Here is an 18,665-nt window from a genome sequence, read left to right as displayed (position 1 = left end):
AGCACCATACCAAGCAAATGCTTGGTAGGGTGCGCTCATGCCCATCACCAGCGAGCTCCGCGACGACGGCATCCGCGTCGTCACGATGAGCGCTCCCCCGGTCAACGCCCTCACCGTGCAGGGCTGGTTCGACGTGGCCGCCGCCCTCGACGAGGCCGGCGCCGACATGGCGACGAAGGTCGTCGTGCTGCGGGCCGAGGGCAAGGGCTTCAACGCCGGCGTCGACATCAAGGAGATGCAGAACACCACCGGCTTCGACGCCCTGATCGGCGCCAACAAGGGCTGCTTTGCGGCGTTCCGCGCGGTCTACGAGTGCGCCGTCCCGGTCATCGCGGCCGTCAACGGCTTCTGCGTCGGCGGCGGGGTGGGCCTGGTCGGCAACGCCGACTGCGTGGTCGCCAGCGACGACGCCTACTTCGGCGTCCCGGAGGTCAACCAGGGCGCGCTCGGCGCGGCCACCCACATGGCCCGGCTCGTGCCGCAGCACATGATGCGCACCCTCTACTTCACCGCCCGCACCATCCCGGCGTCCGCGCTGGTGCAGTTCGGGTCGGTCCTCGAGGTCGTCCCGCGCGAGGAGCTCGACGAGGCCGCGCTGCGCGTCGCCCGCGACATCGCCGCCAAGGACACCCGGGTCATCCGTGCCGCCAAGGAGGCGCTCAACGGCATCGACCCGATCGACGTCAACAAGTCCTACCGCTGGGAGCAGGGGTTCACCTTCGAGCTGAACCTCATGGGCGTCAGCGACGAGCTGCGCGACGAGTTCGCCGGCACCGACAAGGCCAGCACCACCAAGGGAGGCACGAGGTGAGTCGCAAGCCCCGCGACAAGCAGATGTCCGTCGACGAGGTCGTGGCCTCGCTCGAGGACGGGATGACCATCGGCATCGGCGGGTGGGGACCGCGGCGCAAGCCGATGGCCCTGGTCCGCGCGATCCTGCGCTCCGACCTCAAGGACCTGACCATCGTCAGCTGGGGCGGTGCCGACGTCGGCCTGCTCGCCCGGGCCGGCAAGATCCGCAAGCTGGTCTACGCCTTCGTCAGCCTGGACTCGATCCCGCTGGAGCCGAACTTCCAGCGCGCCCGTCAGGGCAAGGAGATCCCCGAGGTCGTCGAGCTCGACGAGGGCATGTTCCAGACCGGCCTCAAGGCCGCCGCCGAGCGTCTGCCGTTCCTCCCGATGCGCGCGGGCCTCGGCTCCGACGTGATGGTCAACAACCCGTGGATCAGGACCGTCACCAGCCCGTACGACGAGGGGCACGGTCACGAGGAGCTCGTCGCCGTGCCGGCGCTGAGGCTCGACGTGGCGCTCGTCCACCTCAACCGCGCCGACGTGCACGGCAACGCGACCTACCTCGGCCCGGACCCCTACTTCGACGACCTGTTCGCGATGGCGGCCGACCGCACCTACGTCTCGGTCGAGAAGGTCGTGGACACCGCCGGCCTCACCGTCGACACCCCGGTCCAGCGGCTGCTGCTCAACCGGATGATGGTCACCGGCGTCGTGGAGACCCCCAACGGTGCGCACTTCACGAGCTGCGTGCCCGACTACGAGCGCGACGAGCGCTTCCAGAAGGCCTATGCCGCCGCGGCCGGCGGGTCCGACGAGGACTGGGCGGCGTTCGAGGAGCGCTTCCTGTCCGGGGACGAGGAGGCCTACCAGGCCGCCGTCCGTGCGTTCGCCGAGGAGAGCAGGAGCAGCAAGTGAGCGACAACGACTTCACCCGCGCGGACGTCTGCGCCGCCGCGATCGCCGACGCGTTCAAGGACGACGGCGAGATCTTCGCCAGCCCGATGGGCCTGTTGCCGATGCTCGGCGTGCGCCTGGCGAAGCTGACCACCAACCCCGACCTCGTCATCTCCGACGGCGAGTCGCTCTTCCTGGCCGGCGTGCCGCCGCTGTTCGCCAAGGCCGACGTGGTCGAGGGCTGGATCCCGTTCCGCCGCGTCTTCGACGTCGTCGCCTACGGCAAGCGCCACGTGATGATGGGCGCCACCCAGGTGGACCGCCACGGCAACCAGAACATCTCGGCGATCGGCGACTTCGCCCAGCCGAAGCGACAGCTCCTCGGCTCGCGCGGCGCGCCCGGCAACACGGTCAACAACCGCACGTCGTACTGGGTGACCAAGCACTCCGCCCGCGTCTTCGTCGAGCAGGTCGACATCGTCTCCGGCGTCGGCCCGAGGCGCGCGAAGGAGGCCGGCGTCGCCGCGTCGCGGTTCAACGACATCCACCGCATCGTCACCAACCTCGCCGTCCTCGACGTCAACGGCCCCGACGACACCGTGCGCCTGCTCTCGGTGCACCCCGGGGTCACGGTCGAGGAGGTCGTCGAGGCCACTGGCTTCACCCTCGACGTGCCCGCGGACGTGCCGACGACCCGGGAGCCGACCTACGAGGAGCTCGTGATCATCCGCGAGATGCTCGACCCCAAGGGCATGCGGTTCCGGGAAGTGCCCCAGCCGGAGGCGGCGAGGTGATCGAGCAGCAGCTCCGTACGCCGTTCACCGACCTCGTCGGCGTGCCGCACCCGGTCGTGCAGACCGGGATGGGCTGGGTCTCCGGGCCGCGACTGGTCTCCGGCACCGCCAACGCCGGCGGGCTCGGGATCCTGGCGTCGGCCACGATGACCTTCGACGAGCTCGAGAAGGCGATCGTCGAGGTCAAGTCGCGCACCGACAAGCCGTTCGGCGTCAACCTGCGCGCCGACGCCGGCGACGCGGCCGACCGCTGCCAGCTGCTGATCGACCACGACGTCAAGGTCGCCTCCTTCGCGCTCGCCCCCAAGCCGGAGCTGATCGCGAAGCTCAAGGAGCACGACATCGTCGTGATGCCGTCGATCGGCGCGGCCAAGCACGCGAAGAAGGTCGCCTCCTGGGGCGCCGACGCGGTGATGGTCCAGGGCGGCGAGGGCGGTGGCCACACCGGCGCGATCCCGACCACGCTGCTGCTGCCGACGGTGCTCGACGCAGTCGACATCCCGGTGATCGCCGCCGGTGGCTTCTTCGACGGTCGCGGCCTCGCCGCCGCCCTGTCGTACGGCGCCGCCGGCGTCGGCATGGGCACCCGCTTCCTGCTCACCCGCGACTCCGCGGTGCCGGACGCGGTCAAGCAGCTCTACCTGGAGCGAGGCCTCAACGACACCGTCGTCACCGCCAAGGTCGACGGCATGCCGCACCGGATGCTGCGCACCCCCCTGGTCGAGTCGCTGGAGGAGACCTCGGCCGTGCGCCGCCTGGGCCCGACGGCGCGCCGCACCCTGGAGTTCAAGAAGACCTCCGGGATGTCGTGGACGCAGCTGCTCAGGGACGGCCGGGCGATGAAGAAGACGCAGGGCCGCACGCTCGGGCAGATGGCGCTCGCCGCCAACACGCCGACCATGCTGCGGGCCGGCCTCGTCGAGGGCGACACGTCGGCGGGCGTGCTCGCCAGCGGCCAGGTCGTCGGCGTGATCGACGACCTGCCCAGTTGCGAGGAGCTCATCGACCGGATCGTCGAGCAGGCGGCGCAGGAGCTGCGCCGCGCGTCGTCGTACGTCGTCTGACCCCGGCCGCCCGGCCGCGCCTCAGTCGGCCGCGAGCGAGCGCTGGTAGGCCCACTCGCGGCCGAGGACGCGGTAGCCGAGCACCTCGTTGACGCCGATCATGTGGTCGTTGGACTCCGCGTTCCAGGTGTCGACCGTCTCGAGGACCGGCTCCGCCTCGGCCAGCCAGCGCAGCATGTCGGTCTTCAGCAGCAGGCCGAGCCGGCGGCCGCGGTGCGCCCGCACGACCGAGGTGTCGTGCTGGTGCCCGCGGGTCGGGTGGTCGGCCTCGACCGCGACGACGGTCTGGCCGGCCAGCTCGCCGCTCGGGGCGTGCCGGGCGACCACGCGGTAGAGCCGCTCGTGCCGGCCCACGCGGTTCTCCTCGTAGGCGCGCATCCGGGCGCCGGTGAACACCTCGTCCTCGTAGTCGAGGTCGTCGAGCGGGGCGTCGTTGATGGCGGAGGCCATCCGGGCGAGGTCGTCGAGCCGCTCCGCGGGTGTCGGCACCGGCCAACGCTCCAGGACGTACCCGGCGGCGTGCGGCAGGGCCTCGTCGTACCTGCGGTCGAGCTCGGACCAGTCCACCTCGGCGAGGTGCTGGCGCCGGTTGATCGAGGCCAGCTTGCGCTCGAAACCGTGGTGGACCGCAAAGGCGTCCGCGGCGGGCGACTCCCAGGCGTCGGTGATCAGGTTGGTCCGGTTGCGCGCCCGGGCCTCGTCGACGAGGTGGGCGAGCATCGCGGAGCCGTGGCCCTGGCGACGATGGTCGGGGTGCACGTCGAACCGGAAGTAGGCCATGTCGAAGTTGTCGTAGTCGCTGGTGGCGATGGACCCCCACGCCACGGCCCGGCCGTCGACCATGCCGAGGAAGGGGACGGCGGGCTCGCCGTCCCAGCCCCAGGTGAACTGGCGTGCCCCGTCCTCGGCGGTGGTGGGGTGCTCCCAGGGTGCGTCGGCGTCAGCGACCGCGTTGACGAGCGCGGCCCACTCCTCGAGGGAGGCCGCGTCGTCGGGCTTGATCGGGTCGATGTCCATGGGCGCCAGCATGCGCCGGTCGGAGCGTCCGGTGCCACTGGATATCCTTGGGTCGTGAACCAGCAGCAGTCCCTTCCGCGTCGGCGCCACCTCATGGACCCGAACGCGCCCCGGAAGGCGCCGGACCCGCAGGACCTCGAGCGCCTGCAGCGGGTGCAGCGCCGCGTCATGACCGTCCTGGTCCTGACGACGATCCTGCACCTCGCCGTCGGGTTCGTGATCGCTGCTGACCACGTCGCAGTCGATCGCACCGACGCCCGGATCGGGCTCAACGTGATCGCCACCGCGTTCATGGTGGGCGGCATCGCCGCGGCCCTGCTGATCAACCACCGCTCGTGGAAGTCGCCGTGGCTGCTCCTCGGGCTGCTGCCCGGCATCGTCGGCATCTGGTGGACGGTGCTCTGAGGCCCGCCCCCTGAGCTCGGGGACGGGGCCGGTCCCGGCCCGGTGCCGGCCCGCTCAGCCCAGGCGCTCGATGATGGTGACGTTGGCCTGGCCGCCGCCCTCGCACATGGTCTGGAGGCCGTAGCGGCCGCCGGTGCGCTCGAGCTCGTTGAGCATCGTGGTCATCAGCCGGGTGCCGGTGGCGCCGATCGGGTGGCCCAGGGCGATGCCGCCGCCGTTGACGTTGACCTTCTCGTGCGGGGCGCCGGTCTCCTTCATCCACGCCAGGGCAACCGAGGCGAAGGCCTCGTTGCACTCGAAGAGGTCGATGCCGTCGATCGCGATGCCGGACTTCTCGACGGCGTGCTTGGTCGCGCCGATCGGACCGGTGAGCATCCAGACCGGGTCGTCGCCACGCACGGAGAGGTGCACGATGCGGGCCCGCGGGGTGAGCCCGTGGTCCTTCACGGCCTGCTCGGAGGCGATGAGCATCGCCGAGGACGCGTCGCAGATCTGCGAGGCGACGGCCGCGGTGATCCGGCCGCCGGGCGCGAGCGGCTCGAGGCCGGCCATCTTCTCCAGCGAGGTCTCCCGCGGGCACTGGTCGGTGTCGACGACGGTGCCGTCCTCGAGGGTGAACGGGACGATCTCGTTGGCGAAGCGGCCCTCGGCGATCGCGGCGCGGGCGCGCTCGTGCGAGGCGAGGGCGAACTGCTCCATCTCCTCGCGGGTGATGTCCCACTTCTCCGCGATCATCTCGGCGGAGCGGAACTGGCTGACCTCCTGGTCGCCGTACCGCTTGAGCCACCCGGGCGACTCGGCGAACGGGGTCGTGAAGCCGTACTGCTGGCCGACCAGCATGGCCGCCGAGATCGGGATCGCGCTCATGTTCTGCACGCCACCGGCGACGACGAGGTCCTGGGTGCCCGACAGCACGCCCTGCGCGGCGAAGTGGACCGCCTGCTGCGACGAGCCGCACTGGCGGTCGATGGTCACGCCGGGCACGTGGTCCGGCAGGCCCGCGACCAGCCACGCGGTCCGCGCGACATCGCCGGCCTGCGAGCCGATGGTGTCGCAGCAGCCGAGGATGACGTCGTCGACGGCGCCGGCGTCGACGCCGGTGCGCTCGACGAGGGCCGACAGCGTGTGCGCGGCGAGGTCGGCGGAGTGGACGCCGGAGAGCGCGCCGCCCCGCTTGCCGACCGCGGTGCGGACGGCGTCGACGATGTAGGCCTCAGCCATGGGAGTTCCCTTCTTCGATGGCGATCCCGTCGAGCAGGATGCGCACGTACTGGTCGGCGACGTCGGTGTGGCTCAGCCCGCCGCCGGGTCGGTACCACCGCACGGCGACCCACACGGTGTCGCGGATGAAGCGGTAGGTCAGGGTGACGTCGAGGTCGGCACGCAGCGCGCCGGTCCGCACGCCCTCCTCGAGCAGGCTCAGCCACACCTGGCGCGACTGGGCGTTGCGGTCGGCGAGGTAGGAGAACCGCTCGAAGGCGAGCAGGTGGTCGGAGTCGTTCTGGAAGATCGCGACCTCGTGCGGGTGCTGGTCGATCGCCTCGAAGGAGACCCGCACCGCCCGCTCGAGCTTGGTGCGGGCGTCGTCGGAGCTGGCCAGGATCTCGTCGTACTTGCCGAAGAGCTCCTCCTGGAAGGGCACCAGCAGCTCGTCGACGATCGACTCCTTGGAGTCGAAGTGGTGGTAGAGGCTGCCGGAGAGGATGCCGGCGGCGTCGGCGATGTCGCGCACCGTCGTGTTGCGGAAGCCCTTCTCGGCGAAGAGCTCGGCCGCGATCGCGAGCAGCTGCTCGCGACGGCTCCGCTTGCCTCCGTTGCCGTCAGGCGTGCTGGCTGCTGACACTGATCACCTCACCGGTCAGGTACGACGAGTAGTCGCTCGCGAGGAACACCATCACGTTGGCAACCTCCCACGGCGCGGCGGCGCGCCCGAACGCCTCTCGCTGCTTGAGCTCGACGAGGAGCTCGGGCGAGGTGACCTTCTCGAGGAAGGGGTGCATCGCCAGGCTCGGCGAGACCGCGTTGACGCGGATGCCGTGCGGGGCGAGGTCGAGCGCCGAGCAGCGGGTCAGCGCCATCACCCCGGCCTTCGCCGCGGCGTAGTGGGCCTGGCCCTCCTGGGCGCGCCAGCCGATGACGGAGGCGTTGTTGACGATGACGCCCTTCTTTCCGGCAGCGACGAACCGCTGGCCCACCGCGCGGGTCGCGCGCATCGTGCCGGTGAGGGTGATGTCGATGACCCGGTTCCAGGTCTCGTCGGTGACCTCGAGGATCGAGTCGGTGCCACCAAGGCCGGCGTTGTTGATCATCACGTCGACGCCGCCGAGCTCGTCCGCGGCGTCGAGCAGGGCCTGGATGTCCTCCTCCACGGTGACGTTGCAGACGCGCTGGCGCACCCGCTCGGCGCCGAACTCGGCCGCCAGCGCCTCCTCGGCCTCCTTGAGCCGGCGCTCGTGGGTGTCGCTGAAGACGACCGCCTTCGCGCCCTCCTCGAGGGCCCGGCGCACGACGGCTGCCCCGATGCCGGCACCGGCCGCAGCCGTGACCACGACCACCTTGCCGGCGAGCAGGTCGTGCCCCGGGACGTAGTCGGGCAGGGGCTGCTCGGGTCGCATGGCGGTCATCAGGATCCCTTCGGTTCACGCGGAAGGCCGAGCACGCGCTCGGCGAGGATGTTCTTCTGGACCTCGTCGCTGCCGCCGTAGATCGTGTCGGCGCGCGAGAAGAGGAAGAGGCGCTGGTGGTCGTCGAGGTCGTAGCCGCCGGTCGGGCGGGCGAGCAGGCCCTCGGCGCCCGCGACGTCCATCGCCACCTCGCCGAGGGTGCGGTGCCAGTTGGCCCACGCCAGCTTGAAGATCGAGCCCGCGCCGTTGCCGGCCGCGGAGTCCTGCCCGCCCTCGACCAGGGCGAGCGAGCGCAGGGCGAAGCTGCGGATCACCGACAGCTCGGTCTTCAGCCGGGCGAGCCGGTCGCGGATGACGGGCTCGTCGATCGAGCCGTTCTGCCTCGCGCGGGCGACGACGGTCTCGAGCTCGCGGGCGAAGCCCACGGTCTGGCCGAGCGTGGACACACCGCGCTCGAAGCCGAGCAGTCCCATCGCGACGCCCCAGCCGTTGCCGGGCTCCCCCACGACCAGGTCGCCGGCCGTGCGGGCCCCGGTGAAGAAGACCTCGTTGAACTCCGAGCCGCTGGTCAGCTGCTCGATCGGGCGCACCTCGACGCCGTCCTGGCGCAGCGGAACGAGCAGGAAGGACAGGCCCTGGTGGCGGGTCGAGCCCGGCTCGGTGCGGGCGACCACGAAGCACCAGTCGGACAGGTGGGCCAACGAGGTCCACACCTTCTGCCCGTCGATGACCCACTCGCCGGTGGCCTCGTCGAGGCGGGCCCGGGTCTGCACGTTGGCCAGGTCGGAGCCGGCGTTCGGCTCGGAGTAGCCCTGCGCCCACAGCTCGCGGACGGCGACGATCTCGGGCAGGAAGCGCTGGCGCTGCTCCTCGGTGCCGAACGCGATCAGCGTCGGGCCGAGCAGCTGCTCGCCGAGGTGGTTGACGCCCGCCGGCGCGTCGGCGCGGGCGTACTCCTCGTGGAAGATGACCTGCTGCCACAGCGAGAGCCCGCGGCCGCCGTACTCCTCGGGCCAGCCGACAGCGGTCCAGCCGTGCTCGGCGAGGTGCCGGTTCCAGGCCAGGCGCTCCTCGTGGGCCTCGTGCTCGCGGCCGGGACCACCCAGGCCGCGCAGCGCGGCCCACTCGCCGGAGAGGTGCTCGGCCAGCCAGGTGCGCACCTCCTCGCGGAAGGCGCGGTCCTCGGCGCTCTCGGTCAGGTTCACAGGAGCACCATACCAAGCAAATGCTTGGTAGGGTGATCCTCATGCAGACGATTCCCGCCGTCCTGCGCGCCGCCGCGCAGGAGCACGGCGACCGGCCGGCCTACGTCGACGGCGACCGCGTGGTCTCGTTCGCCGCGCTCCTCGACCTCGTCCGCCGCACCGCCGCGGGCTACCGCGCACGGGGCTTCTCCCCCGCTGAGCGCGCCGCGGTCTGGGCGCCGAACAGCGTGGACTGGGTCGTCGCCGCGCTCGCGGTCTCCTACGCCGGCGGCACGCTGGTCCCGCTCAACTCGCGCTACACCGGCCACGAGGCCGCCGACATCGTCGACCGCTCCGGCGCGACGCTCGTCGTGGTGGCCGACGGCTTCCTCGGCCGGCACCAGGTCGAGGAGCTGCGCAGCGCGTCCGACCTGCCGAAGGTCCGCGAGGTCGTCGACATCGCCGCCCTCGCCGAGGTGATGACCGAGCCCGGCGACATCGACGCCGTGGCCGACGCGGTCGGTCCCGACGACGTCGCCGACATCCTGTTCACCTCCGGCACCACCGGCCGCCCCAAGGGCGCGATGAGCGCCCACCGGCAGACCGTCGGGGTCGCCCGCGCGTGGGGCGAGCTCGGCGGCGTCACCGCAGCGGACCGCTACCTGGTGGTGAACCCGTTCTTCCACTCCTTCGGCTACAAGGTCGGCATCGTGACCGGCCTGACGACCGGCGCCACGCTCTACCCGCTGGCGACCTTCGACCTCGACCGCACGATGGAGCTGATCGAGACCGAGCGGATCAGCGTGCTCCCCGGTGCGCCGGCGATCTACCAGTCCCTGCTGACCGCGCCGGGCCGCGAGGAGCGGGACCTGTCGAGCCTCGCGGTGACCGGCGCCGCCGTCGTACCCGTCGTGCTCATCGAGCGGATGCGGCAGGCCGCCCCCGAGGGCCTGGGCATCGACCAGGTCGTCACCGCGTTCGGCATGACCGAGGCCGTCGTGGTCACGATGGCGCGGGACGGCGACGACGCCGAGCTCGTGGCGACCACCTGCGGCCGTGCGATCCCGGGCATGGAGACCCGCATCGACGCCACGACGCCCGGCGAGCCCGGCGAGCTGCTGGTCCGCGGCGAGTTCGTGATGCTCGGCTACCTCGACGACCCCGCGGCCACGGCCGAGGCGATCGACGCCGACGGCTGGCTGCACACCGGCGACGTCGGTGTCATGGACGAGGCCGGCAACCTGCGGATCACCGACCGGCTCAAGGACATGTACATCTCGGGCGGCTTCAACGTCTACCCCGCCGAGGTCGAGCAGGCGCTGATGCGCCTGGACGGCGTCGACGACGTCGCCGTGGTCGGCGTCCCCGACGAGCGGATGGGCGAGGTCGGCAAGGCGTACGTCGTCGGCACCGCCTCCGCCGAGGAGGTCGTCGCGTTCGCGCGCGAGCGCCTCGCCAACTTCAAGGTGCCCCGCTTCGTGGAGCACGTGGACGCACTCCCCCGGAACCTCTCCGGCAAGGTGCTCAAGACCGCCCTTCGAGGCTCGCAGGCTCGCACCTCAGGAACCGAGGAGAACTGATGGATCTGGAGCTGTCCGACTCCGAGCTGGCCTTCCAGGCCGAGGCCCGGGCCTGGCTGGGGGGAGAACGTGCCGGCCGAGCCGCTGCCCTCCCTCGACACGCCCGAGGGCTTCGAGCTGCACCGCGAGTGGGAGGCGAGGCTGTCGGCCGCCCGCTGGTCGGTCGTGTCCTGGCCGGAGGAGTACCACGGCCGCGGCGCGTCGCTCGTCGAGTGGGTGATCTTCGAGGAGGAGTACTACCGCGCCGGCGCGCCGCTGCGCGTGGGCCAGAACGGCATCTTCCTGCTGGCGCCGATCATCTTCGAGCACGGCACGAAGGAGCAGCAGGACCGCTTCCTGCCGTCGATGGCGACCGGCGAGCGGGTCTGGGCCCAGTGCTGGAGCGAGCCGGAGGCCGGGTCCGACCTCGCCTCGCTGAAGTCCACCGCGCGCCGCGACGAGGCGCGCGGCGGCTGGGTGCTCAACGGGCAGAAGATCTGGTGCTCGCGCGCCGCCCTGGCGCACTGGGGATTCGGGCTGTTCCGCAGCGACCCCGAGGCGCAGAAGCACGCCGGGCTCACCTACTTCCTGTTCCCGCTCGACGCGGACGGCGTCACCGTGCGCCCCATCGCGCAGCTCGACGGTGAGGCCGGCTTCGCGGAGGGCTTCTTCGACGACGTCTTCGTCCCCGACGCCGACGTGCTGGGCGCTCCCGGCGACGGCTGGCGGGTCGCCACGAGGCCCCCCCGGCCACAGAGGGGCCCCTCCCGCTCCCCCCCCCCGGTCGCTTCACGGCCGCCGCCGACCGCCTCCTCGCGCTGTACGACGAGCGGCCCGACCCGCGCGTCGCCGACCGGGTGGTCGACGCCTGGCTGCGCGCCGAGGCCTACCGCCTCTACACGTGGGGCACCGTCACGAAGCTCAAGGACGGCGGTGACGTCGGTGCCTCGGGCTCGGTCAACAAGGTCTGGTGGAGCGAGCTCGACGTCGCCCTGCACGAGACGGCGCTCGACCTGCTCGGCCCGGAGGCCGAGCTGGAGTCGCGCTGGCTCGACGGCTACACCTTCTCGCTCTCCGGCCCGATCTACGCCGGCACCAACGAGATCCAGCGCAACATCGTCGCGGAGCGGATCCTCGGACTCCCCCGTGAACCGAAGGGGGCCCAGAAGTGAGGTTCGAGCTCACCACCGACCAGCGGGACTTCGCCGCGTCCCTCGACGCGCTGCTCTCCGCTGCTGACACCGTTGCTGCCGCCCGCGTCTGGGCCGAGGGCGACCACGACCCCGGCCTGAAGCTGTGGCAGCGGCTGGCCGAGCAGGGCCTGACCATGCTGGCGACCGAGGCCACCCCCGTCGAGCTGTGCGTCGCCTTCGAGGCGCTCGGGCGCCACGCGGTGCCCGGTCCGTGGGTGGAGGCCGCGGCCTACCTGCCCGTGGCGCTCGGCCGCGAGGTCGAGGGCGTCGCCACCGTCGCGGTCCCGCCGCGGGTGCCGCTCGCCCTCGACGCCGACGTCGCCGACGAGGTCTACGTCGTCGCCGACGGGGCGCTCCGCACCGCCACGGCCGGCGACCGGCAGGTCTCGGTCGACCGGACCCGCCGGCTGTTCACGGCCGCCCCCGGCGAGGCCGTCGAGCACGGCGACCTCGACGCGGCGTACGACCTCGCGGTGCTCGCCACCGCCGCCCAGCTGCTGGGCGCGGGCGAGCGCGTGCTCGCCGACTCGGTCGCCTACGCCAAGCAGCGCCGGCAGTTCGGCCGCGAGATCGGCTCCTACCAGGCGATCAAGCACAAGCTCGCCGACGTGCGGATCGCGCTGGACTTCGCGCGCCCACTGGTCCTCGGCGCGGCCCTCGAGCCGACCCCGCGCGCGGTGTCGGCGGCGAAGGTGGCGTGCAGCGACGCGGCCTACCTCGCCACGCGCACGGGCCTGCAGGTGCACGGCGCCATCGGCTACACGCAGGAGTTCGACCTGAGCGTGTGGATCACCAAGGTCCGCGCCCTGGTCTCCGCGTGGGGCACGACGGCCGACCACCGCGCCCGCATCCTCGAGTCGCTCACCGGGAGGCCGTGATGGAGTTCGCGCTCAGCGACGAGCAGTCCGAGCTCGCCGCCACCGTCCGCAGCCTGCTCGAGAAGCGGGCCGACTCCGCGGCCGTCCGGGCGGCGTCGACGTCGCCCAGCGGCCACGACGAGGCCCTGTGGGCCACGCTGTGCGAGCAGATCGGCGTCGCGGCCCTCGCCGTGCCCGAGGAGCACGACGGTGTGGGGGCGACCTTCTTCGAGACCGCGGTCGTGCTCGAGGAGCTCGGCCGCAGCCTTGCGCCGTCACCGCTGCTCGCGACCACCGTGGCGACCCAGGCGCTGCTGGCCGGCGGCACCGAGGACGCGAAGCAGCGCCTGCTCCCCCGCATCGCGGCCGGCGAGGTGGCCACGCTCGCGCTCGGCGCCGCGCCCGTTCTCGACGGGGACCGGGCCGACATCGTGCTGGCTGTCTTCGGCGACGAGCTCGTCGAGGTCGAGGGCGCCACGGCGACCTGGACCGAGACCATGGACCAGAGCCTGCGCCTGGCCCGCCTCGACATGACCGCGGCCAGCACCCAGCCGCTCGGCGACGGCACCTCCGCAGCGCGGCGCGCCGAGCTCGTCGGCGCGGCCTCTGTCGCGGCACTCGCCGTGGGCCTGACCGACCGGGCCCTGCGGATGACGGTCGACTACAGCAAGGAGCGCGTCCAGTTCGGCCGCCCGATCGGCTCGTTCCAGGCGCTCAAGCACCGGATGGCCGACGTGTTCGCCCGCACCGAGCTCGCCCGGTCGGCGAGCTGGGCGGCGTCGTACGCGCTCGCGGACGAGGCCGTCGACGCCGACGAGGCCGCCTTCCAGGTGCACGCCGCGGCGTCGTACGCGATCGAGACGGCACGGCTCGCGGCGAGCGAGTGCGTGCAGCTGCACGGCGGCATCGCGATCACCTGGGAGCACGACGCCCACCTGGTCTTCAAGCGCGCCCACGCCCTGGGGCACCTCTTCGGCTCCCCCGAGCGGCACCGGGCGGCCGTCACCCTCTGAGGTCGCCGACGTCAGGCCGACGGCTTCGTGCAGGAGGTGGCCCGCAGGACAGCACTGGCGCGCTGGTGCGGCAGCGGGCAGCTGGCGACCCGGACCCGCGCCGGCAGGCTCGCCCGCTGCTTGATCCGCACCCGGTACCACCGGTCGCCCGTGCGGACGGCGCGGCGGTCCCACCGCGCCACCCCCGAGGCGTCGGTGCGCAGCGTGGCGACCTTGACCCACCGCTTCTTCGGCGAGTGGCGCACCTCGAGGACCAGGGCGGTGCGCGCCGGGCCACGGGCACGCAGCCGGATCGGCTGACCACGGCCCACCAGGGTGCGCTGCTTGCGCAGCGCGGGGCGGCGCACGGCGCCCGCGCGCGGCGTCAGGACCGGCCCGGACGTGCCGGCGTTCGTCCGCACGGCGACCGGCCGGGCGGCGCGCGCGGTGCTGAGGAGGTCGCGGACCGAGGCGTCCAGGGGCGTCGCGACGAGGTAGGCCGGCGTGCGGTTCACCGTCCGCCGCGAGGTCACCGCCCAGATGTAGCCGACGTTCTTGTTGACCATGCCGACGAACCACGGTCCCCCGCTCGCGCCCTCGTTCATCGGGCACTGGAGGAAGGCGTCGCCGGTGGGGTCGAGCGCGGTCGTGCGTCCCGCGCACCGGCGGGCCGTCTCGCCGTCGTACGGCGACCGTGCGGGCCACCCCCACACGACCAGGTCCCGCTGCTGGACCGGGAAGCCCATCGCCAGGCCGTTCCCGCCGACCACGTCGACGAGGCGGCGGCCGTTGCGCGGGGCGACGACGAGCAGTGCCTGGTCGTGGGCGTAGTCGTCGCAGCGGTTGACCCACTCGGGGTGGGTGACGACGTGGGTGCCGACCCACGACCCGAAGGGCGCCCGGCCGCGGTCGTAGCGCGGGACGAAGAGGAAGTTCGAGAAGTACCTGCCGGCCGTGCAGCCGCCGAGGAGGACGCGCTGGCCGCCGGTGTTGACGCAGTGGCCGGCGGTGATGACGACGTTCTTCTCGGGGGTGTTCACCGAGGCGGCCGAGCACACCGCGTCGCCGGAGGCGGTGGTGAAGAACAGCTTGCCGGCGGTGCGCGGGGTGGCCAGCGTGGTGGAGCGCGGTGCTGCCACGCGGCCGCCGGAGCGGTCGTCCGCCGGGATCGGGTCGCCGTCCTGGTCGAGGTCGAGCGGGACGGCAGCCTCCATGCGACGGGGTGTCCAGTAGGAGCGGACGGCACCGGCGTCAGCAGCGGTGGCGACCTCCGCGGTGCCGGGCCCCGGGGTGGGTACGCCGGGATCGGTCGCGGCAGCGCGCGGCCCGACCAGCCCGACGGGGAGCACCAGCAGGGCCCCGGACAGTGCCGCCAGCCAGCGCGTGCGTGTCCTCGTCATGACGACCCCCCATGTAGCCCGACGGACAACCGACTGACGGCACGCTACCGCGGCCGGGCGGTCAGGAGTCAGTGGTCCGGTAACGGCCCTTGAAGTAGAGCAGCGGCTCGGTGACTGCGGCGTCCGGCTCGTGCTGCTCGAGGTGCTCCACCTTGCCGACCACGATGAAGTGGTCGCCGCCCTCGTAGACGGCGTGGACCGTGCAGTCGAGGTGGGCCAGCGTGCCGGCGATCACCGGCGAGCCCGTCACCGCGGCCGGGGTCCAGTCGATGCCGGCGAACTTGTCGGCACCCTTGGTCGCCATCTGCCCCGAGACGTGCTCCTGGTCCGCGGCGAGGATGTTGACGCAGAACCGTCCCGAGCGCTGGATCAGCGGCCAGGCCCGCGAGCTGCGGGCGGGGATGAACGTGATCAGCGGCGGGTCCAGCGAGACGCTGGAGAACGACTGGCAGGTCATCCCCACGGGCTCGTCGCCACTCATGGTGGTGACGACGGTGATCCCGCTGGCGAAGCAGCCGAGGACGTCGCGGAAGCGGCGGGCCGCAGCCTGCGCCTCCGGGTCGTCGTGGACGGCGACCTCCTCGCCGGGACGCAGCTCGAAGTCGATGTCCGCGTCGCCGAGCCAGGACTGGATCAGCTCGGGGTGGGGCCAGGTCTCGCGGGCGTCGGGGCTGATGCCCTCGGGGATCGCGTCCTGGTTCTCTGCCACGGTGCCCACGGTAGTCCTGACCTCACTGACCGCCGAAGACGTGGCCCCAGTACGAGACCGCGGTGGACTCGCGCGCCACCCACTTGCTGTCGTCGACCGTCATGCCGTCGGTGCCGAACTCCACGTCGAAGCCACCCGGGGACTTCACGTAGAACGAGATCATCTCGTCGTTCATGTGGCGGCCCAGGGTCGCCGACAGCGGCGCGCCGTGCTTGCGCACGCGCTCCAGCGCACGACCCACGTCGTCGAGCTTGTCGACCTCGAACATCACGTGCACGCACTTGCTGGGGTTCGGCATCGGCAGGAACGCCAGCGAGTGGTGGCGCGGGTTGACCCCGAGGAAGCGCAGCCAGACCTTCGACCCCGGCTCCTTGCCGACGAACTCCCCGGGCATGCTCATCGAGTCGCGCAGGCGGAAGCCGAGCACCTCGGTGTAGAACCGCAGCGCCTCGACGTCGTCGAGGACAGGGACCACGATGTGGCCGAGGCCCTGGTCGCCGGTGACGAACTTCGCGGCGTACGGCGTCACGACGGGTCGGGACTCGTAGGTGATGCCGTGGTAGAGCTCGAAGACGTTGTCCCACGGGTCGCGGAAGCGGACCAGCTCCTGGACCCGGCGCTCGGCGAGCTCCTCGGGGGTGCCCTCCTCGAACTCCACACCTGCCTTCTGCAGGTGCTCGCGCGCGGCCTGCAGCGCCTGGTGGTCGGCGACCTCCCAGCCGGTGCAGTCGAGCTGGTCGACGTCGGAGGGGAAGACCACCACGCGGGCGGAGACCTCGTCGACGCGCCAGTACTGGTGGTCGGGGTTGGGCCCGCGGCCCTCGGCGAGGCCGAGGACCTTGCCGGCGAACTTCTGCCAGGCGTCCAGGTCGGTGCTCGCCACCCGGATGTAGCCCATGGACTTGATGTCGATGGTCATCAGCGGCTCCTCTCCACGTGTCGGGCCAGGAAGGCCGTGCAGATCTCGGCGAACTCGTCCGCGGCCTCGATCTGGGCCCAGTGGCCGCAGTTCGGGAAGACGTGCAGCTGGGCCTTCGGGATCTGCTTGAGGGCGACGAGCGCGCCGTCGAGCGGGTTGACTCGGTCCTCGCGCCCCCAGGTGAGCAGGGTGTGCTTGCGCAGACGGTGCGCCTCGCGCCAGAGCATGCCGTCCTCGGCCCACTCCGGGTTCCAGAACGACGCGCCCATGGACCGCATCGCCTCCAGCGAGCCCGGGGCGGTGGCGTCGGCGAAGCGCTCCTCTACGAGCTCGTCGGTGACGAGTGCCTGGTTGACGACCATCGTCGAGATGAACGCCCGCAGCGCCTCGCGGCTGGGGTTCATGCTGAAGTCCATCAGCCGCTGCACGCCCTCGGTCGGGTCGGCGTGGAACAGGTTGACCGACAGCCCGCCCGGGCCCATGAGCACCAGCCGGCCGACGCGGTCGGGATGCTCGAGGGCCAGCCGCATCGCCGTACCGCCGCCGAGGGAGTTGCCGAGCAGGTGGACCCGCTCGACCTGCAGCTCGTCCAGCAGCTTGACGACGTACTCCGCCGAGTGGCGGAAGTAGTTGGCCTTCACCTCGGGCTTGTCGGACTGCCCGAAGCCGGGCTGGTCGACGAGCAGGGTGCGGAAGCTCTGCGCGAACTTCGGCAGCGCGGAGCCGAAGTTGCTCCACGCCGACGCGCCGGGGCCGCCGCCGTGCAGCATCACGAACGGCAGGCCACCGCCGACCTGCGAGCCGCCCTCAGGACCGGCCTCGTAGTAGTTCAGCGTGATGTCGCCCGCCTTCGCGGAGCGACGGGTCGCTTCCTTGGAGTAGTCCGTGCTGGATCCGCTCACCTCAGTACATCCCCGGGTCGACCTTGTGCCCGAACTGCTGGGCGCCGTACATCTGCAGCGCACGCTCGGGGTCGTTGGCGGCGTGGACGCGACCGGCGTGCGAGTCGCGCCAGGCGCGCTGGAGGTAGGTGCCCTCGGCGAGCGCGCGACCACCAGACGCCTCGAAGAGCGCGTCGATCGCCTCGATCGCCCGGGCGGTGCCGAGCACCTGGTCGCGACGCACGCGCAGGCGCAGCTCGAGCGGGACCTGCTCGCCGCGGGCGACGTGGGCCTGCTCCTCGCGGATGTTGCTCATCAGCAGCGCCCAGGCCGCGTCGACCTCCGACGAGGCACGCGCGATGCGGACGGCGGCGAACGGGTCGAGCGACGCCTTCTCGCCGAGGTACGCCGCGCGGACGCGCTTCTGCTGCATCTCGACGTGCTCGGCGTACGCACCCTTGGCCATGCCGATGATCGGCGTGGCGATCGTCGAGGTGAAGATCGAGTGGAACGGCAGCTTGTAGAGGTCGCTGGTGTTGACCGCCTGGCCGGGGCCCTTGCACTGGCCGGTCTCCCCCATCGAGAGCGTGAACTCCTCGGGGATGAAGGTCTCCTCCACGACGATGTCGTTGGAGCCGGTGCCGCGCAGGCCGACCACGTTCCACACGTCGACGACCTGGTACTTCTCCCGCGGGACCATGAAGGTGCGGAAGTCGACGACCTGGCCCTCCTCGTTGAACACGAGGCCGCCGAGCAGCACCCACGAGCAGTGGTCGCTGCCGGAGGAGAAGCTCCACTTGCCGGAGAGCTTGAAACCACCCTCGGTCACGACCGCCTTGCCGGTCGGCGCGTACGACGACGACAGGCGCACGCTCTGGTCGGCGCCCCACACGGCCTGCTGGGCCTTGTCGTCGAAGAGCGCCACCTGCCAGGGGTGGACGCCGACCACGCTGGCGACCCAGCCGGTCGAGCCGTCGGCCGACGCGATGTCGCGGACGGCGGTGTAGAAGGCGACCGGGTCGGCCTCGAGGCCGCCGTACCGCTGGGGCTGCAGCAGCCGGAAGAACCCGGTCTCCTCGAGCTCCTTGATCGAAGCGTCCGGGATGACCCGGAGGCGGTCGCCCTCCTCTGCCCGGTCACGGAACGTCGGGAGCAGGTCGCGGACGCCGTCGAGGACGGCGGTGACCTCGGGAGAGAAGTCGTGGTGCATGTGCGCTCCTAGTGGAGGGATCCGAATAGAACAGATACTAGAACACGTTCTCGTTTTGGTCCACGTGGCACTCCCATCGGGCGCGTTGCCGGGTCGGCCGGCGAGCCTCACCGTGTGCGCGAACCACCGGCACCGGCGTGGACCCCGCGCCGGACCAGGAGCGAGCGGCTG

The 18,665-nt window shown here is 72.0% G+C and carries 19 protein-coding genes and 1 pseudogene; 10 read left to right on the top strand and 10 right to left on the bottom strand.

Features of this window, described 5'->3' with window-relative positions; translation table 11 throughout:
* Positions 1-37 precede the first annotated feature (37 nt).
* Genes L615_RS08595 through L615_RS08580 form a run of 4 tightly spaced genes read left to right on the top strand, consistent with a single transcriptional unit; the run spans position 38 to position 3,544 of the window.
* Positions 38-811: an enoyl-CoA hydratase family protein gene (locus L615_RS08595; RefSeq protein WP_028654118.1), complete on the top strand. Its 774-nt coding sequence runs from the start codon at positions 38-40 to the stop codon at positions 809-811.
* Positions 808-1,707: a CoA transferase subunit A gene (locus L615_RS08590; RefSeq protein ID WP_028654119.1), complete on the top strand. Its 900-nt coding sequence runs from the start codon at positions 808-810 to the stop codon at positions 1,705-1,707. The genes L615_RS08595 and L615_RS08590 overlap by 4 nt, the downstream gene beginning before the upstream one ends.
* The gene (locus tag L615_RS08585) at positions 1,704-2,480 is read left to right on the top strand and encodes a CoA-transferase subunit beta (protein WP_145724797.1); all 777 of its coding nucleotides are present in this window, start codon (positions 1,704-1,706) and stop codon (positions 2,478-2,480) included. Before L615_RS08590 ends, L615_RS08585 begins: the two co-directional genes overlap by 4 nt.
* Entirely contained in the window at positions 2,477-3,544 is a 1,068-nt protein-coding gene (locus L615_RS08580; RefSeq protein WP_028654121.1) for a nitronate monooxygenase family protein, read from the top strand. The genes L615_RS08585 and L615_RS08580 overlap by 4 nt, the downstream gene beginning before the upstream one ends.
* A gap of 21 nt (positions 3,545-3,565) precedes the next feature.
* Here the strand turns inward: L615_RS08580 and L615_RS08575 are convergent, their stop codons facing one another.
* A complete protein-coding gene (locus L615_RS08575; protein WP_186449784.1) occupies positions 3,566-4,561 on the bottom strand; it encodes a GNAT family N-acetyltransferase in 996 nt (331 codons plus the stop codon).
* A gap of 54 nt (positions 4,562-4,615) precedes the next feature.
* On the opposite strand from L615_RS08575, the gene L615_RS08570 reads away from it, so the two are divergent.
* Positions 4,616-4,966 carry a hypothetical protein gene (locus tag L615_RS08570; RefSeq protein WP_145724795.1) on the top strand — a complete coding sequence of 117 codons (351 nt, stop codon included), beginning with the start codon at positions 4,616-4,618 and terminating at the stop codon, positions 4,964-4,966.
* Between the two features lie 54 nt (positions 4,967-5,020).
* Here L615_RS08570 and L615_RS08565 read toward each other — a convergent pair whose 3' ends face one another.
* The 4 genes from L615_RS08565 to L615_RS08550 are packed head-to-tail and all read right to left on the bottom strand — an operon-like array spanning position 5,021 to position 8,795.
* Entirely contained in the window at positions 5,021-6,187 is a 1,167-nt protein-coding gene (locus L615_RS08565; protein WP_145724794.1) for an acetyl-CoA C-acetyltransferase, read from the bottom strand.
* Positions 6,180-6,809, bottom strand: coding sequence for a TetR/AcrR family transcriptional regulator (locus tag L615_RS08560; protein WP_028654125.1), 630 nt, complete (start codon positions 6,807-6,809; stop codon positions 6,180-6,182). Before L615_RS08560 ends, L615_RS08565 begins: the two co-directional genes overlap by 8 nt.
* Positions 6,787-7,590 (bottom strand): SDR family oxidoreductase, encoded by an 804-nt coding sequence (locus L615_RS08555; RefSeq protein ID WP_028654126.1) that lies wholly within the window; start codon positions 7,588-7,590, stop codon positions 6,787-6,789. The genes L615_RS08560 and L615_RS08555 overlap by 23 nt, the downstream gene beginning before the upstream one ends.
* Positions 7,590-8,795: an acyl-CoA dehydrogenase family protein gene (locus L615_RS08550; protein WP_145724793.1), complete on the bottom strand. Its 1,206-nt coding sequence runs from the start codon at positions 8,793-8,795 to the stop codon at positions 7,590-7,592. The genes L615_RS08555 and L615_RS08550 overlap by 1 nt, the downstream gene beginning before the upstream one ends.
* Positions 8,796-8,836: 41 nt before the next feature.
* On the opposite strand from L615_RS08550, the gene L615_RS08545 reads away from it, so the two are divergent.
* The 5 genes and pseudogenes from L615_RS08545 to L615_RS08530 all read left to right on the top strand — a co-directional run bounded on the left by L615_RS08545 (position 8,837) and on the right by L615_RS08530 (position 13,396).
* On the top strand, positions 8,837-10,354 hold the full coding sequence (locus L615_RS08545; RefSeq protein ID WP_145724792.1) for a FadD3 family acyl-CoA ligase: 1,518 nt from the start codon (positions 8,837-8,839) through the stop codon (positions 10,352-10,354).
* A gap of 69 nt (positions 10,355-10,423) precedes the next feature.
* Positions 10,424-10,951, top strand: a pseudogene (locus tag L615_RS24125) (acyl-CoA dehydrogenase family protein); the annotation flags it as partial.
* A 104-nt stretch (positions 10,952-11,055) separates the two neighbouring features.
* Positions 11,056-11,505: an acyl-CoA dehydrogenase family protein gene (locus L615_RS24120; RefSeq protein ID WP_315897779.1), complete on the top strand. Its 450-nt coding sequence runs from the start codon at positions 11,056-11,058 to the stop codon at positions 11,503-11,505.
* The gene (locus L615_RS08535) at positions 11,502-12,404 is read left to right on the top strand and encodes an acyl-CoA dehydrogenase family protein (protein ID WP_145724791.1); all 903 of its coding nucleotides are present in this window, start codon (positions 11,502-11,504) and stop codon (positions 12,402-12,404) included. Before L615_RS24120 ends, L615_RS08535 begins: the two co-directional genes overlap by 4 nt.
* Positions 12,404-13,396 carry an acyl-CoA dehydrogenase family protein gene (locus L615_RS08530; RefSeq protein WP_145724790.1) on the top strand — a complete coding sequence of 331 codons (993 nt, stop codon included), beginning with the start codon at positions 12,404-12,406 and terminating at the stop codon, positions 13,394-13,396. The genes L615_RS08535 and L615_RS08530 overlap by 1 nt, the downstream gene beginning before the upstream one ends.
* Positions 13,397-13,407: 11 nt before the next feature.
* Here L615_RS08530 and L615_RS08525 read toward each other — a convergent pair whose 3' ends face one another.
* From L615_RS08525 to hsaA, 5 genes are all read right to left on the bottom strand, one after another.
* Positions 13,408-14,775: a serine protease gene (locus L615_RS08525; protein WP_145724789.1), complete on the bottom strand. Its 1,368-nt coding sequence runs from the start codon at positions 14,773-14,775 to the stop codon at positions 13,408-13,410.
* 61 nt (positions 14,776-14,836) lie between these two features.
* The gene (locus L615_RS08520; RefSeq protein ID WP_232221651.1) at positions 14,837-15,484 is read right to left on the bottom strand and encodes a flavin reductase family protein; all 648 of its coding nucleotides are present in this window, start codon (positions 15,482-15,484) and stop codon (positions 14,837-14,839) included.
* 22 nt (positions 15,485-15,506) lie between these two features.
* The gene (gene hsaC, locus L615_RS08515; RefSeq protein WP_145724788.1) at positions 15,507-16,403 is read right to left on the bottom strand and encodes an iron-dependent extradiol dioxygenase HsaC; all 897 of its coding nucleotides are present in this window, start codon (positions 16,401-16,403) and stop codon (positions 15,507-15,509) included.
* Positions 16,403-17,305: a 4,5:9,10-diseco-3-hydroxy-5,9,17-trioxoandrosta-1(10),2-diene-4-oate hydrolase gene (hsaD, locus tag L615_RS08510; RefSeq protein WP_028654134.1), complete on the bottom strand. Its 903-nt coding sequence runs from the start codon at positions 17,303-17,305 to the stop codon at positions 16,403-16,405. Before hsaD ends, hsaC begins: the two co-directional genes overlap by 1 nt.
* A gap of 1 nt (position 17,306) precedes the next feature.
* Positions 17,307-18,494, bottom strand: coding sequence for a 3-hydroxy-9,10-secoandrosta-1,3,5(10)-triene-9,17-dione monooxygenase oxygenase subunit (hsaA, locus tag L615_RS08505; RefSeq protein ID WP_145724787.1), 1,188 nt, complete (start codon positions 18,492-18,494; stop codon positions 17,307-17,309).
* Between the last annotated feature and the right edge of the window lie 171 nt (positions 18,495-18,665).

It is taken from the genome of Nocardioides sp. J9 (assembly GCF_007829375.1).
Lineage (GTDB): Bacteria > Actinomycetota > Actinomycetes > Propionibacteriales > Nocardioidaceae > Nocardioides.
This window is presented reverse-complemented; position numbering and strand designations above follow the sequence as displayed.